The sequence below is a fragment of the Streptomyces sp. NBC_01515 genome, from assembly GCF_045040345.1.
Taxonomy (GTDB): domain Bacteria; phylum Actinomycetota; class Actinomycetes; order Streptomycetales; family Streptomycetaceae; genus Streptomyces.
Genome location: NZ_CP109416.1, coordinates 37160 through 57405, shown reverse-complemented (window position 1 = coordinate 57405; position 20246 = coordinate 37160). Strand labels below are relative to the sequence as shown.

At 67.5% G+C, this 20246-nt stretch carries 21 protein-coding genes; 15 read left to right on the top strand and 6 right to left on the bottom strand.

What is annotated here, in order from left to right; translation table 11 throughout:
• Positions 1-400 precede the first annotated feature (400 nt).
• Positions 401-658 carry a hypothetical protein gene (locus OG407_RS00225; protein ID WP_405853821.1) on the top strand — a complete coding sequence of 86 codons (258 nt, stop codon included), beginning with the start codon at positions 401-403 and terminating at the stop codon, positions 656-658.
• A 202-nt stretch (positions 659-860) separates the two neighbouring features.
• Here the strand turns inward: OG407_RS00225 and OG407_RS00220 are convergent, their stop codons facing one another.
• Positions 861-1763, bottom strand: a complete 903-nt coding sequence (locus tag OG407_RS00220) for an alpha/beta hydrolase (protein ID WP_405853819.1) — start codon at positions 1761-1763, stop codon at positions 861-863.
• Between the two features lie 42 nt (positions 1764-1805).
• Between OG407_RS00220 and OG407_RS00215 the strand changes: the two genes are divergently transcribed.
• From OG407_RS00215 to ltrA, 4 genes are all read left to right on the top strand, one after another.
• Positions 1806-2279, top strand: coding sequence for a MarR family winged helix-turn-helix transcriptional regulator (locus OG407_RS00215; RefSeq protein WP_405853817.1), 474 nt, complete (start codon positions 1806-1808; stop codon positions 2277-2279).
• 377 nt (positions 2280-2656) lie between these two features.
• Positions 2657-4267: an ISL3 family transposase gene (locus tag OG407_RS00210; RefSeq protein WP_405853815.1), complete on the top strand. Its 1611-nt coding sequence runs from the start codon at positions 2657-2659 to the stop codon at positions 4265-4267.
• Positions 4268-4310: 43 nt separating this feature from the next.
• The gene (locus OG407_RS00205) at positions 4311-4898 is read left to right on the top strand and encodes an SMI1/KNR4 family protein (protein WP_405853813.1); all 588 of its coding nucleotides are present in this window, start codon (positions 4311-4313) and stop codon (positions 4896-4898) included.
• Positions 4899-5534: 636 nt separating this feature from the next.
• Positions 5535-6788 carry a group II intron reverse transcriptase/maturase gene (ltrA, locus tag OG407_RS00200; RefSeq protein WP_405853811.1) on the top strand — a complete coding sequence of 418 codons (1254 nt, stop codon included), beginning with the start codon at positions 5535-5537 and terminating at the stop codon, positions 6786-6788.
• A gap of 283 nt (positions 6789-7071) precedes the next feature.
• Here ltrA and OG407_RS00195 read toward each other — a convergent pair whose 3' ends face one another.
• Positions 7072-8118, bottom strand: a complete 1047-nt coding sequence (locus OG407_RS00195; protein ID WP_405853810.1) for an aldo/keto reductase — start codon at positions 8116-8118, stop codon at positions 7072-7074.
• A 72-nt stretch (positions 8119-8190) separates the two neighbouring features.
• On the opposite strand from OG407_RS00195, the gene OG407_RS00190 reads away from it, so the two are divergent.
• Positions 8191-8727, top strand: a complete 537-nt coding sequence (locus tag OG407_RS00190) for a TetR/AcrR family transcriptional regulator (protein WP_405853808.1) — start codon at positions 8191-8193, stop codon at positions 8725-8727.
• A gap of 404 nt (positions 8728-9131) precedes the next feature.
• Here the strand turns inward: OG407_RS00190 and OG407_RS00185 are convergent, their stop codons facing one another.
• The gene (locus tag OG407_RS00185) at positions 9132-9623 is read right to left on the bottom strand and encodes a hypothetical protein (protein ID WP_405853806.1); all 492 of its coding nucleotides are present in this window, start codon (positions 9621-9623) and stop codon (positions 9132-9134) included.
• A gap of 179 nt (positions 9624-9802) precedes the next feature.
• Between OG407_RS00185 and OG407_RS00180 the strand changes: the two genes are divergently transcribed.
• Positions 9803-9925, top strand: coding sequence for a hypothetical protein (locus OG407_RS00180; protein ID WP_405853804.1), 123 nt, complete (start codon positions 9803-9805; stop codon positions 9923-9925).
• 433 nt (positions 9926-10358) lie between these two features.
• Entirely contained in the window at positions 10359-10640 is a 282-nt protein-coding gene (locus tag OG407_RS00175; protein ID WP_405853803.1) for a hypothetical protein, read from the top strand.
• 124 nt (positions 10641-10764) lie between these two features.
• On the opposite strand, the gene OG407_RS00170 is transcribed toward OG407_RS00175, so the two are convergent.
• Together OG407_RS00170 and OG407_RS00165 are read right to left on the bottom strand one after the other, a co-directional pair.
• On the bottom strand, positions 10765-11115 hold the full coding sequence (locus tag OG407_RS00170; RefSeq protein WP_405853801.1) for a hypothetical protein: 351 nt from the start codon (positions 11113-11115) through the stop codon (positions 10765-10767).
• A gap of 425 nt (positions 11116-11540) precedes the next feature.
• Positions 11541-12302, bottom strand: a complete 762-nt coding sequence (locus OG407_RS00165; protein ID WP_405853799.1) for an SDR family NAD(P)-dependent oxidoreductase — start codon at positions 12300-12302, stop codon at positions 11541-11543.
• A 221-nt stretch (positions 12303-12523) separates the two neighbouring features.
• Between OG407_RS00165 and OG407_RS00160 the strand changes: the two genes are divergently transcribed.
• Together OG407_RS00160 and OG407_RS00155 are read left to right on the top strand one after the other, a co-directional pair.
• Positions 12524-13099 carry a TetR/AcrR family transcriptional regulator gene (locus tag OG407_RS00160; RefSeq protein ID WP_405853797.1) on the top strand — a complete coding sequence of 192 codons (576 nt, stop codon included), beginning with the start codon at positions 12524-12526 and terminating at the stop codon, positions 13097-13099.
• A 19-nt stretch (positions 13100-13118) separates the two neighbouring features.
• The gene (locus tag OG407_RS00155; protein WP_405853795.1) at positions 13119-13271 is read left to right on the top strand and encodes a hypothetical protein; all 153 of its coding nucleotides are present in this window, start codon (positions 13119-13121) and stop codon (positions 13269-13271) included.
• 369 nt (positions 13272-13640) lie between these two features.
• Here the strand turns inward: OG407_RS00155 and OG407_RS00150 are convergent, their stop codons facing one another.
• Positions 13641-14036 (bottom strand): hypothetical protein, encoded by a 396-nt coding sequence (locus OG407_RS00150; protein ID WP_405853793.1) that lies wholly within the window; start codon positions 14034-14036, stop codon positions 13641-13643.
• Positions 14037-14721: 685 nt separating this feature from the next.
• Here OG407_RS00150 and istB point away from each other — a divergent pair.
• From istB to OG407_RS00125, 5 genes are all read left to right on the top strand, one after another.
• A complete protein-coding gene (istB, locus tag OG407_RS00145; protein ID WP_405868211.1) occupies positions 14722-15516 on the top strand; it encodes an IS21-like element helper ATPase IstB in 795 nt (264 codons plus the stop codon).
• A 77-nt stretch (positions 15517-15593) separates the two neighbouring features.
• Positions 15594-16223, top strand: a complete 630-nt coding sequence (locus OG407_RS00140; RefSeq protein WP_405868209.1) for a chloramphenicol phosphotransferase CPT family protein — start codon at positions 15594-15596, stop codon at positions 16221-16223.
• 432 nt (positions 16224-16655) lie between these two features.
• Positions 16656-17231, top strand: coding sequence for a Uma2 family endonuclease (locus tag OG407_RS00135; RefSeq protein WP_405853791.1), 576 nt, complete (start codon positions 16656-16658; stop codon positions 17229-17231).
• Positions 17228-17452 carry a helix-turn-helix domain-containing protein gene (locus OG407_RS00130; protein WP_405853789.1) on the top strand — a complete coding sequence of 75 codons (225 nt, stop codon included), beginning with the start codon at positions 17228-17230 and terminating at the stop codon, positions 17450-17452. Before OG407_RS00135 ends, OG407_RS00130 begins: the two co-directional genes overlap by 4 nt.
• A gap of 434 nt (positions 17453-17886) precedes the next feature.
• Positions 17887-20103, top strand: a complete 2217-nt coding sequence (locus OG407_RS00125) for a DUF262 domain-containing protein (protein ID WP_405853788.1) — start codon at positions 17887-17889, stop codon at positions 20101-20103.
• Positions 20104-20246 lie beyond the last annotated feature (143 nt).

Genomic DNA, 20246 nt, shown 5'->3' with positions numbered 1-20246 from the left:
TACCGCATCGGCCCGTCACGGCTCGCCGAGGCCCGCGGCACCACGGCGGTTGTCGCGGCTCTGCCGGGTGGGCAGTCATCGGGTGCTGACCAGGGTGTTGTTCAGTTTTAGAGAGCGGAATGCTGCAAGTTACCAATTGGAATTTCTGGTGTGAGGTTGAACGCAGGTCTCGGCGAGGTAGGGCCTTGACCCTTGATCTTGGGCACACGAGACACTGGATCCTGAGGATCTGAGAACGGACATCTCGAGGTGGCTTTGTAAGTGAGTCTTGAGGCCAGTTGTAAGTGAGTTCTGACTCCAGTGGGGTGGGGCGGGGTGGAGCCGGTTTTAGTGTCGGTGAGATTTGACGCCACTGGGGGCCTTGCGGTGGGAGGATGCCGAGTGCAGTAGGTAGCCCTGGGTGACTCAAGTGCCGGTCTCGAAGATCGAGTTGTACGCGGCGATACGCCGTGACGCGAAGGTCGAAGGGCTGTCCAGCAGGGCTCTGTCGGCCAAGTACGGGGTGGGCCGGCGGACGGTGGCGACGGCGCTGGAGTCGGTGTTCCCGGCCGCCCGCAAGGAGCTTCCGGCCCGGGCGTCCCGCCTGGACTTGTTCAAGGTGGTCATCGACCAGATCCTGCGCGGGGACCTGGACGCGCCGCCTCCAGATCCAAGGTGAGCGCGTCGCGCAGCGCGAACAGCGTGTCCACGTCCGCATACTGGGCCAATGCCCGCAGCAGGTCGCGGATACGGCCGTCGGCGCCGCCGCGCACCGCCGCCGCCAGGCGGCGATCACAGGATCCGGGGCACGGCCGTCGAGTCGCCTTGTCATACCGGGGCAACGACCGAACACGGTCCGCGCCAGGCCGCCTCCCCGGTGGTCAGGGGGTGGGGATGTGCTGGGCGAGGAAGAGGGCGGCGCGGTCGAGTGCCTGGTCGGCTTCGTCGAGCGTGCCGCCGGCGAAGGCCTGGAAGACGTGGGGGGCGTCGGCGGTGATGTCGAGGATGACATCGACTCCGGCGTCGCGCGCGCGGGCGGCGAGGCGGGTGGAATCGTCGAGGAGGATCTCGTTGGTGCCCACTTGGATCAGGAGCGGGGGGAACCCGGTCAGGTCGGCGAAGAGGGCCGGACTGAGCAGGGGCTGCTGGGGGTCCTGGCCGGCGAGATACATGGCCCCGGTGTGCATCACGGCCTCGCGGGTGAAGATCGGATCGATGCCGTCCTTGGTCGTCATGCTCTCCCCGGTCCGGGTGGCGTCCAGGCCCGGGGAGAAGGTCACGATCACGGCGGGCAGCGGAAGCCCCGCGTCGCGGGCGGCCAGGGCGGTGGTGACCGAGTAACCGCCGCCGGCGGAGTCTCCGGCGAACGCGATGGCGGACGGGTCGAGGCCGCCGTCGAGGAGGGCGCGGTAAGCGCTCAGGTTGTCTTCCAGACCAGCCGGGAACGGGTGCTCGGGGGCCAGCCGGTAGTCCACCGAGTACGAGTCGAACCCGGTCTTCGAGACGAGCTGCGCGGTCAGCGACAGCGCGGTCTCGGGGGAGCCGAAGACGAAGCCGCCGCCGTGGAAGTACAGGATCGTGCCCGGGCGCGTGCCGTTGTCCGGTGTGACGTGCAGGGCGGGTCGGCCGCCGAGCGTGGTCACACTGGTGCGGATGTCGTCCGGCACGATCATCGTGTCCATGAGTGCCCTGAATCCGGCGCGCAACTGCTCGACGGAGCGCTCACCTCCAGGTCGGGGCCGGCGGAGCAGCGCGTCGATCTTGGCGAGCTGGTCTTTGCTCATCTGTTCTCTCCTGTCGAAGTACCTTCCACTACACTATATGCCGTGGCATATAAATCGGACGGCGTCGCCGACCTCCAGGGATTCTTCGCGGATCTTGTCCGCTGCGAGACGCGCCTGTACAACGCGCTCAACGACCGCCTGCGCGAGCGGCACGGGATCGTGACGTCGCAGTTCGAGTTTCTGCGGTTCCTGCGCGAGCACCCGGGGGCCCGGGTGGCCGATCTCGCCGCGGAATTCGCCATCGGCGTCGGCGCGACCAGCAAGGGCGCCGACCGCCTGGAGAACCAGGGGTGGATCGTCCGCCAGACCAACCCGGCGGACCGCAGGTCCTCACTCCTGGCACTGACCGCCGACGGCTCACAGCTCCTCGGTGCCGCCGAGACCACTTTCGCCGCGGGCCTGAGCGAGCTGGTCGAAGGCGCCCTCGACCAGTCCACGACAGCAGCCGCCGCCCAAGCTCTCCGCCAACTGCGCTCCGCACTCGAACGCGACCATATCGGCACCCCTACCGGCTGACAGCGCCAGCCCAACCAACGGTTCGACGCCCGGCCGCCGACAGAGCCGGTGACCGACCGCACCGCCGTTGGCGGAGCCCGCCAGCACCGCGCACACTTCCTCGAACACGGCCCGCTGATCCACGTCCGGAACCTACCGAGAGCCGCCTCCACCAAGCCTCCGACGTCAGCAGGTGGAGTCAAATGTCAGCTACACAAAGCGGTGCCCACAGCCGCAGGTGGAGTCAGAACTGACAGACAAGTGGAGTCCGACTTCAGGTTCTGGCTCAACTTCCGTGAAGCGAACACGGTGAGTGACGGCTGGCGCGCGCAGCAGCCTCCGGGAAGTTGCCTGAAAATGATCAGTGGTGGTGTTCGCGTGGGCGACAGTTCAGTGCCGTGGAAGAAGCAGTGTTCCGGCTGGAGGAGTTGTTGTTCCCCTCGGTCGCAGACGTGACGGTGCTGTCGATCGACGTGAACGACGAGGCTGTACGCATCGAGGTTTGTAGCGCGGCGGCCGGGGCCGCGTGCCCGGGCTGCGGGAGCGGTTCGAGCCGAATACACAGCTCCTACCTGAGGTTTCCAGCTGATGTACCCAGTGCAGGGCGACGGGTTGTCCTATGTCTGCGGGTCCGCAGGTTCTTCTGCCGGGATACTTCGCGCGAACGGCGGACCTTTGTCGAACAGATGCCGGGGCTGACCCGGAGATACAGCCGGTGGACCGAGCGGCTGCGTTCGACGCTTGCCGCGGTTGGTCTCGCGCTCGCTGGCCGAGCCGGCGCCCGAATGGCAAGCGTCTTCGGGGTGTCCGTCAGCCGCAGCACGGTCTTGCGACTGCTCGATGCGTTGCCCGAGCCGGAGGCACCAGCCCCGCGGGTAGTCGGCGTCGATGAGTACGCCACGCGCAAGGGCCGCGTCTACGGCACGGTTCTGGTCGATGTGGAAACCCGACGGCCAGTGGACCTGCTGCCTGACCGGGAGGCATCCAGCCTGGCAAAGTGGCTGGCCAAACGGCCCGGCATCGAGGTGGTCTGCCGAGATCGGGCTCCGTTCTTCGCCGAAGGCGCCAGGGCTGGGGCACCCCAGGCAACTCAGATTGCCGACCGGTGGCACCTGTGGCACAACCTCGGCGAGGCCGCCGAGCGGGCAGTCGCCCGTCACCGCCAGTGCCTGCGCATCCTGGTTCCCGAACCAGCCGGTGACGGTCAAGAGCGCGACGAGCCCACACCGTCCGAAGAGTCCCTGACGTCGCCATGGAAAAGCGACAGGTTCGCCAACCGCATCCGGGCCAGGCACGCCACCGTCCACGCGATGCTGGATGCCGGCCACAGCCGCCGCTCCGTCGGCCGCCAACTCCAGATGACCCACCGCACCGTCAAAAGCCTCGCCGACGCCGCCAGGCCCGAAGACCTCTTCCACGGGCAATGGCAAAACAACCGGACCTCCGCCCTGGATGACTACAAGCCCTACCTCGACGAACGCTGGAACGAGGGCGCAACCAATGCCTGGAAGCTCTGGGAGGAGATCGTCCCGCTCGGCTACAAAGGCAGCTACGGCATCGTCAGCGCCTACTTCAGGAAGAAGCGCACGTCACCCCGACCGGTCACCGCACAGCCACCGGCGCCCCGTCTGGTCACCAGATGGATTCTCAGCCGCCCGGAATCCCTCACCGAGATCGAACAAGTCCGGCTCAAGGTAGTCCTGGTCAACTGCCCCGAACTCGACGCCCTTGCGGGCCACGTCCGGTCCTTCGCTCAGCTGCTCACCGAGCGCCAGGGCGACCGGCTTCCGCAGTGGCTCGACGCCGTCCGGCGAGACGATCTCCCCAGCCTCCACACCCTCGCCGCAGGCATCGACCGTGACCGCGACGCCGTCATCGCCGGCCTCACCTTGCCGTGGAACTCCGGCGTCGTTGAAGGACACGTCAACCGAATCAAGATGCTCAAGCGCCAGATGTTCGGCCGGGCCGGCTTTGCTCTCCTACGGAAGAGGGCCCTCCTGGCCAGTTGACCACAGTCACCCATAGGGTGACGGGGACGAGAGAAGATACACCGTGGATCCCCGCATACCCCGCCTGCGTCGCAAGCTGGCAGCGATCCCGTTCCAACCACTTCGCAGCCACTCCTTCGGGGAAGAGCAGCACCAGTTCCGCCTCGGTCCGAAACTGGCGGAAACACGCGTCACTGGGTTTGAGGCCGGGCACGGCATCGCCCTGCCCGACGCCTATCGGCAGTTCCTCACGCACATCGGAGGCTCAGGCGCGTCGCCGTTCTACGGACTCCTGCCGCTGGAGCGGTGTTCCCTGCTGGTCATGAATTCGCGCGGAGAACCAGGGACGCCCCGCGGCTTCGAAGGCGCAGGACCCGGGGACCACGAAAGCGATCTCTTCCTCCACGTCATCGAGATGGGCTGCACCGACGTATGCGTCATAGCAGTGACCGGTCCCCTCACCGGCCGCGTCCTGACTGGCAACAGTGATGGGTTTTGGGGCCCCAACGTCTCCTCCGCCATCGACTTCCTCGACTGGTACGAACGTTGGCTCAACCACATGAGCGCCGGACGTGACAATCGGGCCCTCGAACTCACTTCACCTCGGCTGCGTGCCCATCCAGACCGTTATCGCATGGCCCCGAAGATCTGACTCTCCGTGACTACTTCACGGAAAAAGGTGTGCCACGAACGCGGGAGGCTGCTTGCGGTAGTTGAGTAGCTGAACGCGGTGCTGCACGAGAGATGAAGGACTTTCGGCCCTTCGGAGTCGCCCTGCGGGGGGAGGCTTCAAACCGCCACATGCTGCGGAAGCGGTGACGCGACCGTGGTGAGCGACTGTGGAAAAGGCGTCCGTGAGGCGTCAGGTGGGGATCAGAGAGACGGAGCGCAGTCCCCTTACAGGGGATCGCTGTTGACGCGTCGTTATTGATGAAATGGCATCAGAACCGGGTGTTACTTTTTGGCCCGGGATGAGTCTGGCGGAAACCCGTTTACTGGCCAGGTGGTGCTCGGCGTGGAGGCGACGTGAATCTGGTCTGCTGCTTTCGTGCGGAACGTGGGAAGACACACTTCGATGCCTCAACTCTGCGTTTTCCCGCAGTGTTGTGAAAGGGAGCCTTCCAAGCGGACAACCCGCGAGGAACTGAGTACCGATGCGAGGTGTGTTGGCGGACCGGTTCGTAGTAGCGGTGAACCTCCTGCTGGGCGCGGTGGGAGCGGAGCGAAGGGGCCGGATTGTCCGTGGTTCGTTTGTTCGGTCAACCAGGAGTTCCCTGGGAGGAGCTGCGTGGGCGAGCTGAAGTCACAGATCAAGTCGTTCGAGATATCCAAGACGGAGGTCTGGGAGGCATACCTGAAGGTCAAGGCCAATCAGGGTGCTCCGGGGGTGGACGGCTGCACGATCGAGGAGTTCGAGAAGGATCTGAAGGGGAATCTCTACAAGATCTGGAATCGGATGTCCTCGGGAAGCTACTTTCCTCCTCCGGTGAAAGGTGTGGAAATCCCGAAGTCGCATGGCGACGGGGTTCGTTTGCTCGGTGTGCCCACGGTCGCTGACAGAATCGCCCAGACGGTGGTGGCCGCTCATCTGGAGAAGCAGGTGGAACCGGTGTTCCACCCGGACTCCTACGGCTACCGGCCGGGCAGGTCGGCTCTGAACGCGATTGAGGCATGCCGGCGGCGGTGCTGGAAGAAGAAGTGGGCCGTCGATCTCGATGTCTCCAAATTCTTCGACAGCGTCCGTTGGGACCTCGTCATCAAGGCAGTGGAAACCCATACCGATGCCGCGTGGGTCGTGTTGTATGTGAAGCGGTGGCTTGCCGCTCCACTGCAACTTCCCGACGGCACCTTGCGGCAGAGGGATCGCGGAACCCCACAAGGTTCAGCGGTTTCTCCCGTGCTGGCGAACCTGTTTCTGCACTATGCGTTCGACCTGTGGCTCTCCCGGAACTTTCCGGACGTTCAGTTCGAACGCTATGCGGATGACGCAGTCGTGCACTGCGATTCCGTGCGCCGGGCCCGTGCGGTCCTGAAGGCGATCGGGGACAGGATGGAAGAGGTTGGCCTGCAACTGCACCCGGCCAAGACCCGGATCGTGTACTGCGGAAGAGACGGGCGCCACGACGGAGTCGCGGCAACGTCGTTTACCTTCCTCGGTTTCACGTTCCAGCGTCGTCCAGCACGAGGCCGGAACGGAAAGATCTTCACTTCGTTCCTTCCGGCGCCCAGCAAGGATGCCCTCAAGAAGATGAGCATGGAAGTCCGCTCCTGGCGGCTCCACATGCACATCGGCTATACCCTCGGCGAGTTCGCGCGATGGCTCAACCCCATCATCCGCGGCTGGATGCAGTACTACGGTGCGTTCTATCGCACCGAGTTGTATCCCCTCCTCAAGCGCATCAACTACTACCTGATGCGCTGGGTCCGCAAGAAATATCGGCGGCTGAAGACCTTCAAGAATTTCCACCGGCGATGGAAGCAGGTCACCAGCGCGTACCCGCTTTTCTTCGCCCACTGGAAATGGGTCCACTCGATCTGGTGATCAGGGCAATAGGAGCCCGGTGACGGGAGACTGTCACGCCGGGATCTGTGGGAGCCCGGGGGTGAAATTCCCCCGGGCCACCCGACCGCCAGAACCCGACTTCACATACGAAGCCAGTCCGCCGGTGACGGTCTGGCGGCTGTTGTCCCGTCTCGGCCGATCTGGTCCCTGCCTCAGGTGATCTGGTCCGATTCGCTCGCCGTCTCAGTTGATCTGGTCCGTCTGGTTGATGGTCGTTTCCCGTGACACTGTCCGGACAACGGTGAAGTATGAGCGGTGCGGATCAGATGACGGGAACGGCGGGAGGGTCGAGTAGCGTGCGGTCGCCGTCGAAGCCGTGGTTCAGGGCAGCCGCGACGTCCTCGTGCGGGGTTCCCATCCGGACCGCACTGGCCTGGTCCAGAAGCTGGTAGTACTGGTCGCCGAGTTCGAGGTGGAGAGACCTGAGGTATTCCTCCAGGTGCATCAGGGAGCGGGGGCCGACGATCGGGATCAGGGCGGTGCCGGCCAAGGCGGCCCGGCGGCGCAGCCAGGCCAGGGAGACCTGGATTGCGCTGGCGTCGATCTCGTCAGCGATCGCCAGTACGGCGTCGACGACGGCGGTGCGCTGTGCGGTGCCCTCGATTGCGTCGCCGCGAGCAGTCAACCGGCCCTGTTCGCCTTGCCGGTACTTGCCGGTGAGTAGTCCTCCCGCCAGCGGGGAGTACAGGAACGCGCCCAGGCCGTGGGCCTGCGCCATCGGCAGCAGTTCCCGCTCGGCGGATCGTTCGGCCAGGCTGTACTCGGTCTGAATGCCGACGAGCGGGGCCAGATTACGCAGGTCCGCCCGTATCGCGGCGCCGGAGACGCGCCAGGCTGGGAAGTTGGAGAGTCCGCCGTGGAGGATCTTGCCGGAGCGGACGAGATCGTCGAATCCGGCCAGGATCTCCTCGACCGGGGTGGTTCCGTCGGGGAAGTGCGGCATGAAGACGTCTACGTAGTCGGTGCTCAGGCGGCGCAGACTCGCCTCCAGAGAGCGGATCATGGTCTTGCGGCTGTTTCCGGTCGTGCCAGGGCGGGGCTGTTCCTGCCGTGTCCCGGTGTACTTGGTGATCACCACGAAGTCGTCCCGTTGGCGGCCGAGCAGCCCGCCGAGCATGGTTTCGGCCTGTCCGTCCTGGTAGAGGTTGGACGTGTCGAACGTGGTGCCGCCGGCGGCGACGAAGGCGTCGAAGATCTGCCGCGAGCCCTCGGGGCCGGCGCTGGCGGCCGATGTGCCGAAGTTCGCCGTTCCGAGCGCGTACTCCGACATTCGTAGTCCGGTCAGCCGGCCGAACGTCCGATAACGCATGACAGCTCCTGAAAGTCGATGGTGCGGTACGGTCCTCTAACGTACCAAGTAAAACGAGGGGTCACTCTTTTTATGCCCAGGGTCAGCCAAGCGCACCTTGACGCCCGCCGTCAGCAGATCGTGGACGCCGCCCGCGCCCGGTTCGCCAGCCACGGCTTCGCCCGCACGTCCATGGCCGACATCGTCACCGAGTCCGGGCTCTCCAACGGGGCCATCTACCGGTACTTCGCCAGCAAGGACGAGATCGTCGTCGCCGTCTGCGAGCAGGGGACCGAAGCCCTGCCGAAGACGCTCACCGCCGAGGCCGTCGAGGGTTTCCTCGAACACGTACGCGCCCTGGCGCGTGACACCGGCCATGCTCGACTGGTCGCCCAGATCTACGCCGAAGCCGCAGTGTCGCCGCCGTTGGCGGCCGTTGTTCAACAACAGCTCGCCGCCATGCGGGCCGCGGTCGCCGAGCTGGTACCCGACCGTCGCCGTCGGCAGGCCGAACAGATCGCCGAAGGGTTCGTCGCCCTCTGCATCAGCTACAACCAGCAACTGGCCATCCGCGGCGACCTGGACCCCACGCCCTTCACCGCAGCATTGATGTCGATCATCAACGGATAGTCAAGGGCTCGAATGGACCCACCGGAGACAAGGCAGCCGCCGAACCAGGTCAACTGAGACAGCGGCTGGCATTCGTGGGCCGGGGACCAGAACATCTGAGATCTTCCACAGGCACGCGTCTCAGATGACCTGGTCGTCGCAGATCGCCGCCCTGGACGTGGCCCAGATCAACTGAGACGGGACAGCTGTCCGCATCGTGTGGGGCAGGCCCTTGATACCGCCGATCCTGGCAGGGGGGACGGGCCATTGGGCCTGGCGGGCAGTCCCGGAAACCCCTGACCGGCACGCAGGGCCCGCACGTGGTGAGGGGAGATCGCTGCGGGCGCACCGTCCGCGGCGCATCCCTGCCGCCGCCGCGGGTGGGGGCGGCAGGGATGTGTGGGCCGGCCGGGTGGGGGTGTGGTTTATCCGAGGGTGCCGGCGAATTCGCCGTTCTGGGCTTCTTCCGCGGTGAGTTGCAGAGTGCCGCGGTGACTGACCTCGACCTTGTAGAACTTCTCGCCCTTGGGGACGTCGGGCACGGAGACGTCGAAGGTGCAGGTGCCGTAGCTGGGGGACTTGCTGTCGCCGAGGTGGCCGGTGGCGATGACGTCTCCGTCTGCTCCGTACACGGTGACGGAGGTTCCCTCCGCGATGTCGTCGTAACCGCCGGTGCCCTGACAGCCGCTGCCGTTGTCGGAGGCGTCCTCGTTGAGGGCGAGGGCTCCATGGAGCGTGAACGTGCCGGGCCCTGTGCCGGTGGTGGCGGTGATGCCCCAGACGGCGCCCGTCAGGGCGGCCCCGGCTGCCAGTCCGAGGAGGCCGGCGGCGGCCGCACCGAGGCCTCTGCGGGGCGGCGCGGGCGGCTGAGCAGGGAGCGGCGGAGTGTCGGGCAGCGGCGGCATGATGTCCGTCATGATCCCCCAGGGATGAGATGGATCGGCAGGCTATAGGCCGGTTGATGCTGCTGACGCCTGATCAGTTGAGGATTCACCGATTCGAGATCGAGGAGCGAGATCTTCACTGCCGCGCCGGGGGGACGGCCCGGCACGGGGCGGTAAACGATCAGCGGGCCGGGTGCCGAAACACATGGCCGATGACGAACCATCGACATCTTCCGTACGGCACGGGTGTGCAGAAGGGCGCTGGGCCGGCCACCATGCATGCGCACACCTCCGAACTGTCCGCGCACGCCCTCCTGCTGTTGGCCGGCCGCTGACAGGTGCCGTGCTGCCGGCCGGGACACGTGATTCCGACCGTCGAGTGATGGTGCGTCAGGAGATCGATCGGAGCGTCGATTTCATTCTCGACTCGGGTGAAGGGCGGTCGGAGGGCGGGTGCGGCTGTTGGCGACGCATCGGATGGATGGCGGGGCGGCGCGGCGCTCGGTGCGGCCGGGCCGGCCGCCCGGAGAGCCAGGGGAGGTGGCGTTGACGGCATTGTCGGAAGGGAGTTGACACGCTGTCGGTACTCGACTTACGTTTGCTGTGTGTAGCCGCTTGGTTGCATGTTTTTGGGGGGCGGGCTTCATCGCGTGAGCGATGGAAGCCGGGGAATTAACCCCAGGAGACATGCGGCGTGAAGCGGCTTGTTGCTTTTCCAGGGGCCGAGTTCCTCGCGAGCCCGTCCTTCCCGACCGGGAAGGAACGGCGGTGCCCTCGCAGGTTGAGCCACCAGAAGAGAACTCTGTTGTTTCGGATACCGCCCAGGAATCCCCGGAAGAGCTTGATCACCGCACAGTCGATTTGATCGCGCTCGTGTGCATCCTGGCTGCCTGCACCGCGATCTGCCTGTCGGCCGGTGTGGCGGCCCTCCAGGCCGTGATCGGCGCGGCCGGTATTTTGTTCGCCGCGTGGCGGACACCACCGCGGGCCAGGCGGGAGCCGAGATCGCATTCGGTTCGGCGCCGGCCGCCCCGTCGTCCCGGAACGTGACGGTGGTGACCACCCTCCGCCGGGGTCTGCGTCATATCCAGCTCCGGCCCGACCTCATCGACGGCTGTCTCGCTGATGCCGGACTCACTCTTACCCGGCACCCGACAACAACCCGGCGAACTCGCTAGCCCTCCCCATCGAGGTGATCTCGCTCTGCGTCTTGGCTGCGCCGTCGCGTGGTCACGGGCTGCAGCAAGCGCCGCCACACGGTGGACGGCGACACCTGGTGGTGAAGACTGTTCCAAAGGCGCTTCAAGGCCGTGTCAGCGGCATCGGTGTCCCCGGACGCGGGCGTGGCGAGCAATCCGGGGATCTCCTCGCCCGGGCCGTAGAAGTGCCGGAACCGCTGCCAGGGGACCTCGTCATACCCGAACCCGTCCTTGACCTCGCGTGGGATCGCGCCCGAGGCCGTCCGCACGTCGCAGTCCATGCCGGCCCACCGGTCCGGCCAGCCGGTCCAAAAGTCGTCGTCCACGCCCTGGCCTTCCAGACCACCGGCAGCACCCGAGCCCCGGGAGTCCAACGATGGGTGATCAAGGGACGGCCCGTCTGCCGCATTCCTGTGGCACCGCACGGCGGCGACGTCATTTGTCGTGAATATCTGCGGTACTCACGCCGGGCGGCAGGAAGCGTCGCGTGGCACTGTGCGGGGGAGGGGCGGACGGGGCGGCAGCGGCTGCCGGGAGAGTCCCAGGTCTCAGCCGTCGCCGGTACGGACCGGGGCGGGGGTCTATGTGGCGGGGGCGGGCGCACGGCCTCTTCCCGCTCTGGGGCCAGCCGCGGAGCACGGTCAGGGACGGGGAGTCGGGGGCGTCGGCCAGGATCGTTCCGTCCTGCTGGATGACGGCGGCCGCCGTGGCGGGGGTGTGGCCGATCGCCCACGGGCCGGGGGTGCGGCGGTTACACCTGGGCCATGCCGCCGTCCACGAACAGTTCGGCACCGGTGATGAAGCTGGAGGCGTCGCTGGACAGGAACACGGCGGCCTTGCCGATCTCCCGCACGTCCGCGATCCGCCCGGTCGGGTTGTCCTGGCCCATCGCCTTGACTCCGGCGTCCACCTGGTCGGGGCCCTGCGCCATCGCGAGGGCGCGCCGCAGGGATTCGGTGTCCACCGCGCCGGGGCTGAGGACGTTCATCCGGATGCCTGTCCCCTTGATGTCCTGGATCCAGGCGCGGACGAAGCCGCGCACGGCGGCCTTGGAGCCGCCGTACAGGCCCATGCCGCGCGGGACATGAATGGAGCCCGTCGACCCGATGATGACGATCGTGCCGCCGCTCGGGAGGAGCGGAATGGCCGGCTGCACGGTGAACAGCACGCCCTTGGCGTTGACGTTGAAGGTCCGGTCGAACTGCTCCTCGGTGATCGATCCGAGAGGGGCGTGTGCTCCGAGGCCGGCGTTGGCGACGACGGCGTCGAGGCGTCCGTACCGGTCGATGACGTGCGCGTACATCGACTCCATGTCGGCGAGCTTGGTGACGTCCGCGACGAATCCCGAGGCGTTCGGCCCGATCGCGGCGATCGCCTGGTCCAGCGCCGACTGCTGGAGGTCGGTGATGACTACTTTGGCGCCGTGGTCCGCGAATTCCTGGGCGATGCCCAGGCCCACGCCGGACGCGCCGCCGGTGATGACGGCGGTCTTTCCTTCGAGCGTGCGGCTCATTTTTCTCCTGAAGTTTGTTTGTGCGCAGCGCGAGCCGACCCGGCGCGCGGGTGGGTGCCTGAACACGGGGGCGAGCCGCCCTCGGTCCGAGGGCGGGCGGGTAAGCCGTGGGTACGGCGCGTCCCGTAGAGTGGAACCGGAGGCGCCGCCACTTTCATGAGCGTAAGCGGAGACGCCCCCACTTAGCAAATGTGACCGCCGCGAGCGTGAGGAGAGCGCAGATGGCCAGGGACACCGGGCGACCGCTGAGGGCCGACGCCCAGCGGAACCGGGAAAAGATCCTGTCCGCAGCGGTGCGGGTGTTCGCCGAACAGGGGCTGGACGCGCACCTCGAACGCATCGCCAAGGAGGCGGAAGTCGGCTCCGGCACCCTCTACCGCAACTTCCCGACCCGGGAGGTCCTGATCGAGGCGGCCTACCGCAACGAACTGGCACGGCTGTGCGACGCCGGCCCCGAACTCCTGGCGACGCTGCCCCCGCGCGAAGCCCTGCGCGCCTGGATGGGCCGCTTCATCGACTACGCGACGGCCAAGTTCGGCATGGCCGAAGCCCTCCGCAGCGTCACAGAAACGGGCGTCAACCCCTACGCCCAGAGCCACGACATGATCCTGGAAGCCCTGACAGCGCTCCTCGACGCCGCCACCGCCGCCGGCGCCATCCGGTCCGACATCGGCCCGTCCGACATGTTCGCCGCCCTCACCGGCATCGCCCTCACCTCGGCGAAGCCCGAACAGCGCGAGCAGGCCGAACGCCTCCTCGACCTCACGATGAACGGACTGAACGCCGACCGGCGCTGACGCCCACAGGCGGGCCGCGATGTCCGTATCGGTATCGGGCGACAGCCGGGCTTCCGGCGCGATCCGCCAGGAGCCGTCCGGGGCGGAGGCCAGCACGTCGGCCCGCCGGGACCCGTCCCGTACCTCCAGCTCGGCGCGGGCGCCCGCGCCGCCCGCGGGCCGGGGCCTGTGACCTGGACCGGTACGTGATGGTGCGTCCAGAGACCGGTCGGAGCGCCGGGTTCGTCCTCGGCGAAGGGCGGTGTAGGTGCTGTGCCGGGCGGAGCCGGGCCTGCGGGCGGCGGCCGACGGCACAGGAGGCAGCGGAGCGGCCGGAGTGATCCGGCAGGCCACCGCACCGCGCATGGGCCCGTCCTGCTGGAGGTGATCGGTGCGGCTGGGAAGGCCTGCCCCTGCCGGGGCGGGTTCGGCTGTAGAAGGAGCTGGGCGGCTATTCACCGTTGTGCCCGCACGGCGTATCCGCCGGTGAGGACCAGCGGATAGGGGGAGCCGAGGTCGATCACATCCGCCAGGAGCCGGGTGTGCAGCTGCGGCATGTCCCTCACGCGGCTGCCCGGGCACGGGCGGCGAGCTGGGGAAAGGCGTCTTCCCACACCGTGCGCACGGTGCGGCCCGTGAGGGTGCGCAGGATGGGCCACATCTGCAGGAGCAGGTCCTGGTTGAGGTAGTGGGGCAGGTCCTCGCGCAGGCCCTCGTGCAGGACGGTGCGGTACAGGCCCATGCGCTGGCGCGGCTTGCCCAGGTCGTAGGCGGTCAGCCCGGACCAGGCCATGTGCAGCGGCAGCTCCACGACCCCCTTGGTGGGCCCGTCCAATTCCTCCAGTGATGTCGGCAGACGCTGAACGAACTTCTCCCGGTAGAGCGCGAGGTCCTCGGCGTACGCGCCGGACAGGTCCGGTGTCTGGGACGAAGCGTGGGGCGGTGGGCTGGCTGCCATGACTCCCATTATGGCGGGCCGCTGCGCGTCGTCGCGGCGGTACGCGCCCGAGGACTGTATGCCCTCCGTCACCGCCCAGCGCGTGCCTGTGTTCTGTCCGCCGGTGACGGTCTGGCGGCTGTCCGCATCGTGTGGGGCAGGCCCTTGATACCGCCGAACCTGGCAGGGGGGACGGGCCACCCGCAGCGGCAGCCGCCTGGACCTGGACCACTACCTGGAAGGACTGCTGCGCAAGCCCGGCGCACTGCCCGGGGCCACTGCGCTGGAACAGGCCCGGGCGGCGGGGAAGTTCACCCCGGTGCACGACGCCTGGTGGGAAGCCACCAGCCGCGCGCACGGCGACGCGGCCGGCACCCGCGCGCTGATCGAAGTCCTGCTGCTGCACCGGCATATGAGCCACGACCACGTCGTCGCCGGGATCGCCGCCGCCCTGCAGGCCGACGCGTTGACCTCGGACGCGGTCGCTCTGGAAGCACGCCGGGCCGCCGAACACGAGGCCCCCAGCCAGGCTGGTCCGGACACGGCACTCGGCCGAATCGCCGCTCCGGTGACGTCACTGACCGCGCGCCGGCTGGCTGCGCTGCCGCTGGACCCGCGTCCGCTGCCGTCGGTGGCCGCCTACGACCAACTCCTGCGTCACACCCGGCCATCGGCCGGGCGTCCCACCAGCTGCAGGAGTCCTTCCATGAGCGTCACCCGTCACCGCGGCCTGACCGAACCGGCTGCTGACGCCGCCATCGACGCGGCCTGCCGCAACCTGCGACTGCCCACGATGCGCGGCCAGTTCTCCGAGCTCGCCGACGCCGCGGCCCGCGACCAGATGACCTACCGCGGGTTCCTGGCCGAGCTGCTGATGGCCGAGTGCGACGACCGCAACCGCCGCCGTTCCGAGCGCCGGATCAAAGCCGCGGGCTTTCCCCGCGAGAAGGCGCTTCGCACGTTCGACTTCGACGCGAACTCCGCCACCGACCCCGCAGCCGTCCATACCCTGGCCTCGTGCGACTGGGTCCGCAAAGGGCTGCCTCTGTGTCTGATCGGCGACTCGGGCATCGGCAAGTCGCACCTGCTGATCGCGCTGGGCACCGAGGCCGCGATGGCCGGCTTCCGGGTCAAGTACGTCCTGGCCACCAAGCTCGTCAACGAGCTCGTCGAGGCCGCCGACGAGAAGCTGCTGACCAAGACCATCGCCCGCTACGGACGGGTCGATCTTCTCTGCATTGACGAGCTGGGTTATATGGAGCTGGACCGGTGCAGCGCTGAGCTGCTGTTCCAGGTGTTGACGGAGTGTGAGGTGAAGAACAGTATGGCGATTGCCTCCAACGAGTCGTTCTTCTCGTGGACCAAGACGTTCACCGGCCCCAGGTTTTGCGCGGCTATCGTGGACTGCCTCGCCTTCGGCGGCACCATCATTGAGACGGGCAGCGACTCCTACCGCCTGGCCCACACCAAAGCCCGCCAACAGGCCACCGCAGCCTCTTGATCGACCACCCGTACAGGCCGGTATCCGAGCATGCATCATGATCAGATGAGGGCAGCTCATGAAGCGGGGGGAAGATGATGGCGGCTCCAACAGGAACTGGATCGCACGGGAATGCGGGCTCGGCGGGTGCTTCGCAGTCATCCGGCGGGCTGATCATCTTTCTGAACGGCACGTCGAGTTCTGGGAAGTCGAGCATCGCCAAGGCGCTCCTCACGGTCTTGGACGATATGTACTTCCACATGCCGGTGGACATGCTCGATGCCATGCGGTCGCAGCGGGCCATCGCTCCGGACGAACTGCCATCGGTGCTCAGGCGTGCATTCATGGGCTTCCATCGTGCGGTCGCCGGTATGGCTGCGGGCGGCAACAACGTCGTGGTGGACCACGTCCTGAGTGAACCCTGGTACCTGCTCGACTGTGTCGCGCTCTTCGCCCCCGAAGACGTGGTACTGGTCGGAGTGCACTGCCCTCTGCAGGAACTGGAACGGCGAGAGCAGGAGCGCGGGGACCGCGCACCGGGGCTGGCCGCACGCCAGATCACCCAGGTTCATGCCCACGGTCTCTACGACATCGAGTGCGACACGAGCACCGCCACTCCGGCCGACTGCGCTCAGCAGATCAAGGACTTCCTGCCTCACCGCTCGACGCCCACCGCATTCGAGAAGCTGAAGGCGAACCCCCCGGCCCAGCAGCCACCGGCTGCTTGACCCCTGGCCCATCCGAATGCCCGGCTCCGGCGAGCACGGACAACGGGTGGGGCCAGAATACTCGTTCGCATCACGTCCCCGTGATCGCTACCTGGGACCACCAAAGTCGTTCCTCTGGGGTCAGCTGGCACGTTCGAAGCCAGCAGGGGCGACTCATTGGTGAAGCCATGTGCGGACGTGACGCTCCACTGACTCCGACGGGCAGACCGGGCCCGGCCCGTCTGGTTGTTGACGAGAGCCTGGCCGCATGCGGGGTGAACTGCCCTGGCGGTGTGGCGGGTGACGCTCGTGCATCCCGAGGCGAGCCGCTGCTCCCGGCACGGCGCCGGCGGCCGGCGCCCGGTACACCCCTGCGGATGTGCGGCGCGCCTGGCGGATCGGGGTGGTTCGTTCCTCACGTGTCATGACGATTTCGTCAAATACGGTGGGGGTGTGACGGAGCAGAGCATCTACGGGCATCTTCGTGAATTCCGTGAGGCCTTCGACAAGCCTGAGCCGCTGGCCTGGCCGGAGATCAGCCACGGCCAGCGGCTGATGATGAGCCCGAAGAAGCAGCATCAGCTCGTTGCCCACCGCCTGCGCACCCAGCTGGAGCCCCAACTGGGTACGGACCTGGTCCTCATGCCCGGAACCGACATGGAGGATGAGGCACTGGGTATTCTGCGGGTCCCCGACCTCGTCGTGATCGACGAGGAAGAGGCCACAGCCGAGAGCGATGCCATCGACCCGCGCCGCTGCCACCTGGTGATCGAGATCGTCTCCCGGTCCAACCCGGGCAACGGCTACGAGGGCAAGCTGCGCGACTATCCGGCCATGGGAGTGCCGCACTACCTGATCGTCGACCCCCGGGACGGGACCGCTGTCCATCACTGGGCGCCCACACGCCGCACCGGCGAACCCACCTACGACAACAGGCAGCACTACACCTTCGCAGACACCGTCACCGTCACCGGCTGGAAGATCGACACCACTGCTCTGCCCCGCTACAGCGCGGACGCCGGACGGTGAACGACACCGCCGGCCTGGTGCGGTCCTGGCGCCGGCAGCGAGGCATGTCCCAGACACGCCTGGCCGAACTCGCCGGGACCGGGCAGGCCGCGATCTCACGCATCGAATCCGGGCGGGACCTGCCCACCCTGGCACTCCTGGACCGCATCGCCTCGGCACTGGACTGCCGGCTGACGGTCACCTTCACGTCCGGCTCAGGGCGGACCTCACCCTCATCGTGACCGGATGATCGAAAGAGAGAACAAGCGCGGACGCGGGACTCGCCACCCTCAGGCGCACGCAGTGCTGTACTCACGGCGGTAGAGCCCTCATGTGCCTGGGCAACGTCCTGCGGATTGCTCAGAGGCTCACGCGGCGATGCCAAATTCCCCGGCCCCTGGACAGGGGCGAGTGTCGGCCAGATCCTCCTGCACGCTGTCCGTCCACGGTCCAGGAGTCAGGACAGTTCCGCGTTGTTCGTGTGGAGTTGGGCTGCAGTGAGCCTTGCCCCGCCGAGCGTGGCTGTTCGGGGGATCGGCCGGGTGCGGGTGCGGGTGCGGGTGCGGGTGCGGGTGCTGGTGTGGGTCTGGTGGGTTGCGCGGCTGCCTACGCTGGGTAAATGCCTGCGGAGCAGGACGAGTTGGGGCGCACGGTATCTGCTCGGGGGTGAGGCGTGGTGACGGTTGGGACGATCCAGGGCGACACGTTCGATCTGAAGGAGCTGTTCGGGCAGGCCCACTATCAGATCGAGTACTACCAGCGGGAGTACGCCTGGTCGGCGCAGGACGTCAGCACGCTGGTGGAGGACTTGTTCGAGGCCTTCGAGACGCTGCAGAGTCAGGGCCGCCTGCTCAGCAGGAACGCGGAGGCGTTCTTCCTCGGCCCGTTCGTCTACGTCCAGCAGTCCGACAGCGAGCGGTTCCTGGTGGACGGCCAGCAACGCTTCACCACACTGCACCTGCTGTTCCTGCACCTGTTTAGGGCCGCGGTCGAGTGGAGGCAGCGCGACGCCGTGAGCAAACTGGAGCGGGTCATCACCGACTTCGGCCCCGGCAACCGCCTGATGTTCCGCCTCGACATCGACGAGCGCCAGGACGCGCTGGAGGCCCTCTACCGCGACCGGCCCTACGAACTCCCGCCGCAGGCCTCGCTGTCGGTGCGCAACCTGCACGAGCGCAGCCGGCAGATCGCCGATCTGCTGGAGGAGCGGCTGGAGGCGGAGCACTGTCCGCAGTTCGTGGACTGGCTGCTGTCGAAGGTCGTGCTGGTCGGCATCCGCGCACCCAGCCGCGACAGCGGTTTCCGCATCTTCGAGTCGATGAACGACCGTGGCGCCCGCCTGACCCCGGTCGACCTGGTCAAGAGCTTCCTGCTGTCGAACGCGCGCAGGGACGAGGAGAAACTCAACGAACAATGGCGCCGCATGCTCGCCGAACTCACCAGCGTCCGCGACGACACCGACGCCCCCCGCACCTTCCTCAAAGCCGCCCTCCTGGCCCGCTACGCCGACCTCGGCGGGGACAGCGACACCGGGGACGGGCCGGAGATCGACGCCGCGCTGCACATCTGGGTCCGCAAGCACCGCGAGCGCATCGGACTGCGCCACCCGGACGACTACTTCCGCTTCGTCGAGGACCTGCTGCGGCTGGCCGGACACCACCGCACCTTCCTTGAGGCCTGCAAACGCCCCTATCCCGACCAGGGACTGTCTGCCCTCTACTACAACGACACCAACGGCCTCGGCGGCCAGATGGCGATGATCCTGGCGGCGATCCAGCCTCACGACACGGACACGCCCGCCAAGCAGAAAGCGGCCCTGATCGCCAACTTCCTGGACCGTCTCTATGTCGAGCGCATCCTCAACGACGAACCCGTCCAGGCCAAGGACTTCCACCACGACATCCACCGCCTCATCCCGCGCCTGCGCGGCTGCGCCACCACCGCGGACGTCGCCGACATCCTCTCGGCCGAACTGCCCGACACCACCTTCCAGCAGGTCGTCACCTTCGGCATGCGCGGCAACACCAAGGCCCAGGTGCGCTACCTCCTGGCCCGCCTGACCGCCTACGTCGAAACCGGCCTGGGCCGAACCGACCTCAGCGCCGGCTACCTCGGCGCCGAACGCCACTGGCAGATCGAGCACCTCTACGCCAACCACCCCGAACGCCACGTCCCCCACGACGCCCCCGACGAGGCCACCTTCCGCGCCTGGCGCGCCCGCCTGGGCGTGCTGGTCCTGCTGCGCCGCAGCGACAACGCCAGCTACAACGACCTGCCCCTGGAGACCAAACGCCGCCACTACGCCCGCGAAAACGCCCTGGCCGCGATCCTCGCCCCCGACTACCGCAAGAACCACCCCGCCCTGCGACGGTTCATCGCGGACAACGACATCGAAGGCCACTTCCGGGAACTGGGCAACGCCACGATGGGGCAGGCCGTCGAGATCCGCGGCGAGCTCTACCGCCGCCTGTGCCTGCGCATCTGGGACCCCCACCGCCTCGGCCTGCACCCACCCGCCTTCCAGACACCCGCCGGCCCACCACCCCCGCCCACACCGGCCACTGCGGCACCCCCACCACGCCGACGCCCGCTGCGCACCGACCTGGCCCGCCTGATGCGCCAGGGCATCCTGGCCCCCGGCACCCGGATCGAAGCCGACCACGCAGGCCGGCACCACACGGCCACCGTCGACGCCGACGGAGTCATCACCCTGCCCAGCGGCGACCGCTTCACCAGCGCGGACGAGGCCGGGAAAACCATCTGCGGCACCCGCCGCTGCACCGGCATGGCCTTCTGGCACATCACCACCGCCGACGGCCTGCGGCTGTCCCTGCGCGACGTGCGCAACCAGGCCCAGCAACAGGGGCGCCTCACCGCAGCCCGCACCAGATAGCCGACGGAGGTGGGGCGGCTGGGGCGTACCGGCCGCGATGGTGCTGCAGGTGCTGGCGGGAACGTCGCAGGAGGCGCATCGGGAGGGGAACACGTCGCCGGGCACGTCGAGTTGACGCCCGCGGCGACTGGAACCCGATGGGA

Bases quoted from the DNA above. Each gene is read 5' to 3' on its own strand.
- OG407_RS00165 (WP_405853799.1), bottom strand. From the start codon at position 12,302: ATGAGCCGCACGCTCGAAGGAAAGACCGCCGTCATCACCGGCGGCGCG.
- OG407_RS00140 (WP_405868209.1), top strand. From the start codon at position 15,594: ATGGCGGCTCCAACAGGAACTGGATCGCACGGGAATGCGGGCTCGGCG.
- OG407_RS00220 (WP_405853819.1), bottom strand. From the start codon at position 1,763: ATGAGCAAAGACCAGCTCGCCAAGATCGACGCGCTGCTCCGCCGGCCC.
- OG407_RS00190 (WP_405853808.1), top strand. From the start codon at position 8,191: ATGCCCAGGGTCAGCCAAGCGCACCTTGACGCCCGCCGTCAGCAGATC.
- OG407_RS00160 (WP_405853797.1), top strand. From the start codon at position 12,524: ATGGCCAGGGACACCGGGCGACCGCTGAGGGCCGACGCCCAGCGGAAC.
- istB (WP_405868211.1), top strand. From the start codon at position 14,722: ATGAGCGTCACCCGTCACCGCGGCCTGACCGAACCGGCTGCTGACGCC.
- OG407_RS00185 (WP_405853806.1), bottom strand. From the start codon at position 9,623: ATGACGGACATCATGCCGCCGCTGCCCGACACTCCGCCGCTCCCTGCT.
- OG407_RS00195 (WP_405853810.1), bottom strand. From the start codon at position 8,118: ATGCGTTATCGGACGTTCGGCCGGCTGACCGGACTACGAATGTCGGAG.
- OG407_RS00180 (WP_405853804.1), top strand. From the start codon at position 9,803: ATGACGAACCATCGACATCTTCCGTACGGCACGGGTGTGCAGAAGGGC.
- OG407_RS00155 (WP_405853795.1), top strand. From the start codon at position 13,119: ATGTCCGTATCGGTATCGGGCGACAGCCGGGCTTCCGGCGCGATCCGC.
- OG407_RS00150 (WP_405853793.1), bottom strand. From the start codon at position 14,036: ATGGCAGCCAGCCCACCGCCCCACGCTTCGTCCCAGACACCGGACCTG.